This is a genomic window from Actinomadura sp. HBU206391 (genome assembly GCF_014323665.1).
Taxonomy (GTDB): domain Bacteria; phylum Actinomycetota; class Actinomycetes; order Streptosporangiales; family Streptosporangiaceae; genus Actinomadura_C.
Genome location: NZ_JABVEB010000309.1, coordinates 1 through 5888 on the forward strand (window position 1 = coordinate 1; position 5888 = coordinate 5888).

The 5888-nt window shown below is 70.1% G+C and carries 7 protein-coding genes; 3 read left to right on the forward strand and 4 right to left on the reverse strand.

Going from position 1 to position 5888, the window contains the following annotated elements; genetic code table 11:
- Nucleotides 1–875 (forward strand): metal ABC transporter ATP-binding protein (locus HKK72_RS34980; RefSeq protein WP_187238695.1); only part of this gene is annotated, 875 nt, incomplete at its 5' end.
- A complete protein-coding gene (locus HKK72_RS34985) occupies nt 872–1816 on the forward strand; it encodes a metal ABC transporter permease (RefSeq protein ID WP_187238696.1) in 945 nt (314 codons plus the stop codon). The genes HKK72_RS34980 and HKK72_RS34985, both read left to right, overlap by 4 nt.
- A 69-nt stretch (nt 1817–1885) precedes the next feature.
- On the opposite strand, the gene HKK72_RS34990 is transcribed toward HKK72_RS34985, so the two are convergent.
- Together HKK72_RS34990 and HKK72_RS41800 are read right to left on the reverse strand one after the other, a co-directional pair.
- A complete protein-coding gene (locus HKK72_RS34990; protein WP_315987601.1) occupies nt 1886–2551 on the reverse strand; it encodes an XRE family transcriptional regulator in 666 nt (221 codons plus the stop codon).
- Nucleotides 2552–2596: 45 nt separating this feature from the next.
- Nucleotides 2597–2755: a hypothetical protein gene (locus HKK72_RS41800; RefSeq protein ID WP_261987497.1), complete on the reverse strand. Its 159-nt coding sequence runs from the start codon at nt 2753–2755 to the stop codon at nt 2597–2599.
- Nucleotides 2756–2918: 163 nt separating this feature from the next.
- On the opposite strand from HKK72_RS41800, the gene HKK72_RS34995 reads away from it, so the two are divergent.
- Entirely contained in the window at nt 2919–3947 is a 1029-nt protein-coding gene (locus HKK72_RS34995; protein WP_187238697.1) for an aldo/keto reductase, read from the forward strand.
- A 113-nt stretch (nt 3948–4060) separates the two neighbouring features.
- On the opposite strand, the gene HKK72_RS35000 is transcribed toward HKK72_RS34995, so the two are convergent.
- Together HKK72_RS35000 and HKK72_RS35005 are read right to left on the reverse strand one after the other, a co-directional pair.
- Nucleotides 4061–4831, reverse strand: coding sequence for a hypothetical protein (locus tag HKK72_RS35000; RefSeq protein ID WP_187238698.1), 771 nt, complete (start codon nt 4829–4831; stop codon nt 4061–4063).
- A gap of 131 nt (nt 4832–4962) precedes the next feature.
- A complete protein-coding gene (locus HKK72_RS35005; protein WP_187238699.1) occupies nt 4963–5640 on the reverse strand; it encodes a GntR family transcriptional regulator in 678 nt (225 codons plus the stop codon).
- Between the last annotated feature and the right edge of the window lie 248 nt (nt 5641–5888).

A 5888-nucleotide genomic window follows, 5' to 3' on the forward strand; every position in this document is an offset into this window, starting at 1 on the left:
CGATGGGCGTCGCCGGGTCCCTGCCGGGGCCCGGCGACGCCCGTGCCGACCGCGCCGGCTCCGGCGACGCCTCTGTGATCAGCCTCCGCGACGCCGCGTTGTCGTACGGCGACCGCGTGCTCTGGCGCGGGCTGAACCTCGACGTGGCGCCGGGCGAGTTCCTCGCCGTCCTGGGACCGAACGGATCGGGCAAGACCAGCCTGCTGCGCGTCCTGCTCGGCCTCCAGCCGCTGACCGCCGGGACCGTGACGATCAACGGCACACCGCCCCGGCGCGGCAGCGACCTGATCGGCTACATCCCCCAGCACAAGAGCATCGCTCCGTACACACCGCTGCGCGCCCGCGACCTGGTCCGCTTCGGGATCGATGGACACCGCTGGGGGTGGCGCCCGCCGAAAGCCGGGACACGGCATCACGTGCAGGACATCTTGCGGTCCGTCGGAGCGGAGGCCTACGCCGATGTGCCACTCGGCCTGCTGTCCGGCGGCGAACAGCAGCGGGTCCGCATCGCCCAGGCCCTGGCCACCGACCCGCGCATCCTGCTGTGCGATGAACCGCTGCTCACCCTCGACCTCAACCACCAGCGCGCCGTCACGGCCCTGCTCGACCGGCGGCGCCGCTCACACGGCACCGCCGTCGTGTTCGTCACCCATGAGATCAACCCCATCCTGGGGCTGGTCGACCGGGTGCTGTACCTCGCCGGGGGCCGCTTCCGCACCGGAACGCCGCAGCAGGTCATGACCTCCCCGGTGCTGTCGGACCTGTACGGGACCCCGGTCGAGGTCATCCACGCCCACGGCCGCCTGGTCATTGTCGGAGCCCCCGAACAGGCCGCCCACCACGAGCACGACGACCACAGGGAACCGAGGCCATGATCACGCACGCGGTCCTCGCCACGGGCACCGGCGACCCGGGCGTCTGGCACCAGATCTTCGACTTCGACGACTACGGCGAGCTGCTGGGGCTGGTCCGCAACTCCCTCATCGCCGGCGCCGTGCTCGGCCTCATGGGCGGCCTCATCGGCACGTTCGTCATCATGCGCGACCTCGCCTTCGCCGTGCACGGAATCGCCGAACTGTCCTTCGCCGGCGCCTCGGCCGCGCTCCTGCTGGGCATCGACATCGTCGGCGGCTCCATCACCGGAGCGATCCTCGCAGCCGCCATCATCGGTGCGCTCGGCATCGGCTCCCGCGACCGCAACTCCATCATCGGCGTCCTCATGCCCTTCGGGCTCGGCCTCGGTGTGCTGTTCCTGTCCCTCTACAAGGGCCGCGCAGCCAACAAGTTCGGCATCCTGACCGGGCAGATCGTCGCCATCGACACTCCCCAGATGTCCTGGCTGATCGGCACCGCCGCCATCGTGCTCATCTGCCTCGTCGTGATGTGGCGGCCGCTCGCCTTCGCCAGCCTGGACCCCGAGGTGGCGGCCGCCAGAGGCGTCCCGGTGCGGGCGCTGTCACCGATCTTCACCCTCGTGCTGGGTCTGGCGGTCGCCACCTCGATCCAGGTCGTTGGGGCACTGCTGGTCTTGGCCCTGGTGTGCACCCCCGCGGCGGCCGCCATGCGGGTCACCGCGTCACCGGCGCTCGTCCCCGTCCTCAGCGTCGCCTTCGCGACGATCTCGATGCTCGGCGGCATCCTGCTGGCTCTGGGCGGCAGCATTCCGATCAGCCCCTACGTCACCACGATCTCTTTCACGCTCTATCTGCTGTGCCGTGGGGCGGGAGCACTGCGCACCCGGTACGGATGGACCGCCAGACCCGCCGCTCCGGTACGCAGAGCCGGCGAGACGGCCCGGGTGGGAGCAGGTCGATGACGGTCTTACGCGCACGCGGCCCAGCCCAGGCCCCGAACCCATAGCGCTTCCGGGAGCGGGCCCGGTGCCTCAGGCCAGGCTCGCGCCGACCTTCTCCGTCAGCGCTCGCAGCCTCTTCTCGGTCACCGAACCCTTCGGTGCCGTGTAGGTGCAGAGCCGCTGGCCGGCGTCGGCGGGCAGCGAGAGCGCCTCATAGGTCAGCACCAGTTCGCCGACCTCGGGGTTGAGAATGCGCTTGGTGCCGTGGTTGCGGTCCAGCACGCTCTGCGCCTCCCAGTAGTGCCGGAACTCCTCGCTCGACTCGCGCAGCTCGCAGATGACGCGGTGCACCCGGGGCTGGTCGGGGTGGCGGCCGATATCGGCGCGCAGGCTCGCCACGATCTCTTCCGCCACCTCGGCCCAGGCGGGATAGAACACCCTGGCCTCGGGATGCAGGAAGAGCAGCCGGGCTCCGTTGAGCTCTGACTCCGGGAGCGCGTCGAAGTCGAACGAGAGCCGGCCGGCCATCCGGTTCCAGGCCAACATGTCCATGCCCGGGCCGTAGACGATCGCGGGCACCGCGTCGTCCATCGCGTCCAGCAACTCCCGGATCTGCGGCCGCACCCGCGGCCTGGCACCCCTGCCGTCACAGGCGGCCGCACCCGTGCCGGCTCGCCGTCGCGGCAGCGTGATGTTGCGCAGGTACGCGTGCTCGCCTGGCGTCAGGCGCAACGCCCGCGCCACCGCGTCGAGCACCGCGTCGGAGATGGCGGGCGCTCGGCCCTGCTCGATGCGCGTGTATTAGTCGACGCTGACCCCGGCCAGCTGTGCGACCTCCTCGCGACGCAGGCCCCGTACCCGCCGCCGGACGAGCCCGTCGCGCAGGCCCAGAGCGGCGGGGTCGAGCGCGGCCCGCCGTGCCTTCAGAAACGGAGTGATCTCGTTCGCAACATGCCCCATGTCCCCATTATCCGGCGTTGCTGCCATGGGTGGTTCTGGCAGTCCCAGGTTGAGCCAGGCCTGGCACCATGCCCGTCGCGGCGCGGAGGCTGTGTCCATATCCACGAAGCCCGCGAAGGCCACACCCACGAGACGAGCCGCGACGAAGGCGGCTGGAGGACAGATGAAACGCAGGATCCTCGGCGGCACCGGCATCTCCGTGAGCGAATTCGCGCTCGGCGCGATGATGTTCGGTGCCATGGGCAACAAGGACCACGACGACGGCGTGCGGATCATTCACCGCGCCCTGGACGCCGGGATCAACTTCATCGACACCGCGGACATCTACTCCGCGGGAGAGTCGGAGGAGATCGTCGGCAAGGCGCTCAAGGGCCGCCGTGACGACGTCGTCCTGGCGACCAAGGCCCACGGTTCGATGGGCCCGGACGCCAACCACGGCGGGAACTCCCGGCGCTGGCTGGTCCGCGAGGTGGAGAGCAGCCTGCGCCGTCTGGGCACCGACCACATCGACCTCTACCAGATCCACCGCCCCGACACGGCCACGGACATCGACGAGACCCTCTCCGCCCTCACCGACCTGGTCCGGGCGGGCAAGGTGCTGGCCGTGGGCAGCTCCACGTTCCCGGCCGAGCAGATCGTCGAGGCCCAGTGGGTCTCCGAGCGGCGCGGTCACGTTCGTTTCCGCACCGAGCAGCCGCCGTACTCCATCCTGGCGCGCGGCGTCGAGGCTGCGGTGCTCCCGACCACGCTCAAATACGGGATGGGCGTGCTGACCTGGGGCCCGCTGTCGGCGGGCTGGCTGTCCGGCCGGTACACGCAGGCGGCCGACATCGACCTGTCGGGCACCGGCCGCGCGGCCTTGGAACGGCACAAGTTCGATCCGTCTCTGCCGGAGAACGCGCGCAAGCTCCAGGCCGTCGGCGAGCTGGCCAAGCTCGCGGAGGAGGCCGGTCTGCCGCTGCCGCACCTGGCGCTCGGATTCGTCCTGGCACACCCGGCAGTCACGTCGGTCATCATCGGGCCGCGCACCATGGAGCATCTCGACGGTCTGCTGACCGGCACCGACACGGTGCTGAGCGAGGACGTGCTGGACCGGATCGACGAGATCGTGCCGCCGGGCACCGATCTCAACGCGGCGGACAGCTACTACGTGCCGCCGGCGCTGACGGACAAGGCACTGCGGCGGCGGTAGCCGTCCAGGTGAACGGGCGAGAGGCGGACGCCGTGGCCGGCGGACGCCCGCCTCTCGCTTCGCCGTCCCAGTGCTCGTCCGGCTCAGTGCTCCCGGCTCAGTGCTCGTCCGGCTCAGTCGTGGTGCGGGAGCACCTTCACGGGCGCGCTGAACGGCAGCACGAACAGCGGTCCGGTCACCACGGACCGGGCGCTGCCCGGGCCGTAGGGGAGGTCCGCGATCTGCCGGCAGGTGCCACGGTCCTCGATGACGTACCTGGCGTTCTCACCACCCGGCCCGGAGCGGAACCGGCCGATGAGCGAGATGCGATCCCGTACGCGACCGCGCTGGTCGACGAACAGGCCATGGATCGGCGCCGTCGCGGTGAAGCCGTGCGCGGTCAGTTCCTCGTGCACCAGGTCCGAGATGAAGAACCGGAGGGTCTCGCCGTTCGCGTCGGTCACGGTTCCGTCGAGTACACCGACGAAGGGCGTGAAGATGCCGGGGTTGCCGGTGGCGAACTCGGGTGTGTAGGGCGGCGGCCGCCGCTCGAACCGGGAGACCCGAATGGTCCGCGCGAAGGTTCCCGTTCTGATCGTGTACGTGCCGTTCGCGCATTCGAAGGGCCGCAGAGTGAGCCCGGTGAGGTCGATGGTCTGCCGCTGGATCGGGTTTCCGGAGCTCGGGTCGCCGAATTCCTCCTCGTCGATGCGCACGTCGATCGATCGCTTGGAGAGCTTCAGCACGAAGCCGTCCCCGATCGCTTTGACGCCGTGCCCGCCTTCCTTGATCCTGATTCCTGACGCGCTTCCGTGAGCGAGCGCGACGGGCGCCGAGACGACGCCGATGGTCAGAGTCGCGACCGCGGCGGTCGCACATCGCGCGAGCAGAATGCAGGCCCTCACAGATCCTCCTTCGGCACGAATCACGCCATCACGCTATCCGGGGCCGACGAGACGGCGCCTAGCCGCTTTCGGCCATTCGGCAGCCGCTCGCCGTGACCGTGACCGTTGGATCCGGCGTGGACCGTCAGCGGTCAGCCGGCGCTCTGGCGGCTGCGCCCGTGCGCGTCGTGCGGCAGGGCGGCGTAGTGCCACTGGTGGTCTCTGGCGTGCTTGCAGGCCGCCTCGAGTTCCCCGTCCTCGATCGACGCGAGCAGTTCGGCGTGATCGCGTGCGATGTCGCCGAGGTCGACGCCCGCGGCGACCACCGTCACGGAGGTCCGGGCCTCGATCTGCAGCGCTTCCCAGGACAGCTTGAGCAGCTCGTTCTGTGCGGCGTCGACGATGTGGCGGTGGAACGCCACGCTGGCCCGCACGGCCGCCTCGGAGTCGTCGCCGTGGGCCGCCGCTCGCATCGCCGCCACCTCCGACCGCAGCGCCGCCACGGGCATGGTGCCGCCGAGGAGGGCGAGCCGGGTGGCCGTCTCCTCCAGCGCGGCGCGCACGACATAGCTCTCCCGCAGCGTCTGCTGGACGAAGTGCCGGACGAACGTGCCACGACGCGGACGGGTCTCGACCATCCGCATGGCCTCGAGCTCGCGCAGCGCCTCGCGGACCGGGGCCTGACTGGTGCCATAGGTCGCGGCGAGCCGCGTCTCGACGAGCCGCTCGCCGGGTGCGATCTCTCCGGAGACGATCCGGCCCACGAGCGAATCACGGATCTGCTGAGACAGCGTCAGGCGTGACAGTTTCACCGGCTCGTCGGACGTCATGCGGACATCGTAGCCAACGCGAGGAGGCAAAATCGATTATCGATCATCCGCCCCACGCTTGTCCGGCGATCACCAGAGGGCTACTTTGAATCGATTATCGATAGTTGATTCGATGTGCCTCTCCCCAGGGCGGCCGCCGTGCGCGGTCGCGAGAAAGGGACGGACATGATCACAGCGGTCCGAGTGCCCGACTCCGTTGAGTCCGCAGCGAACTACGCCGCCGACGGGGGGTGGATCATGGGCGGCGG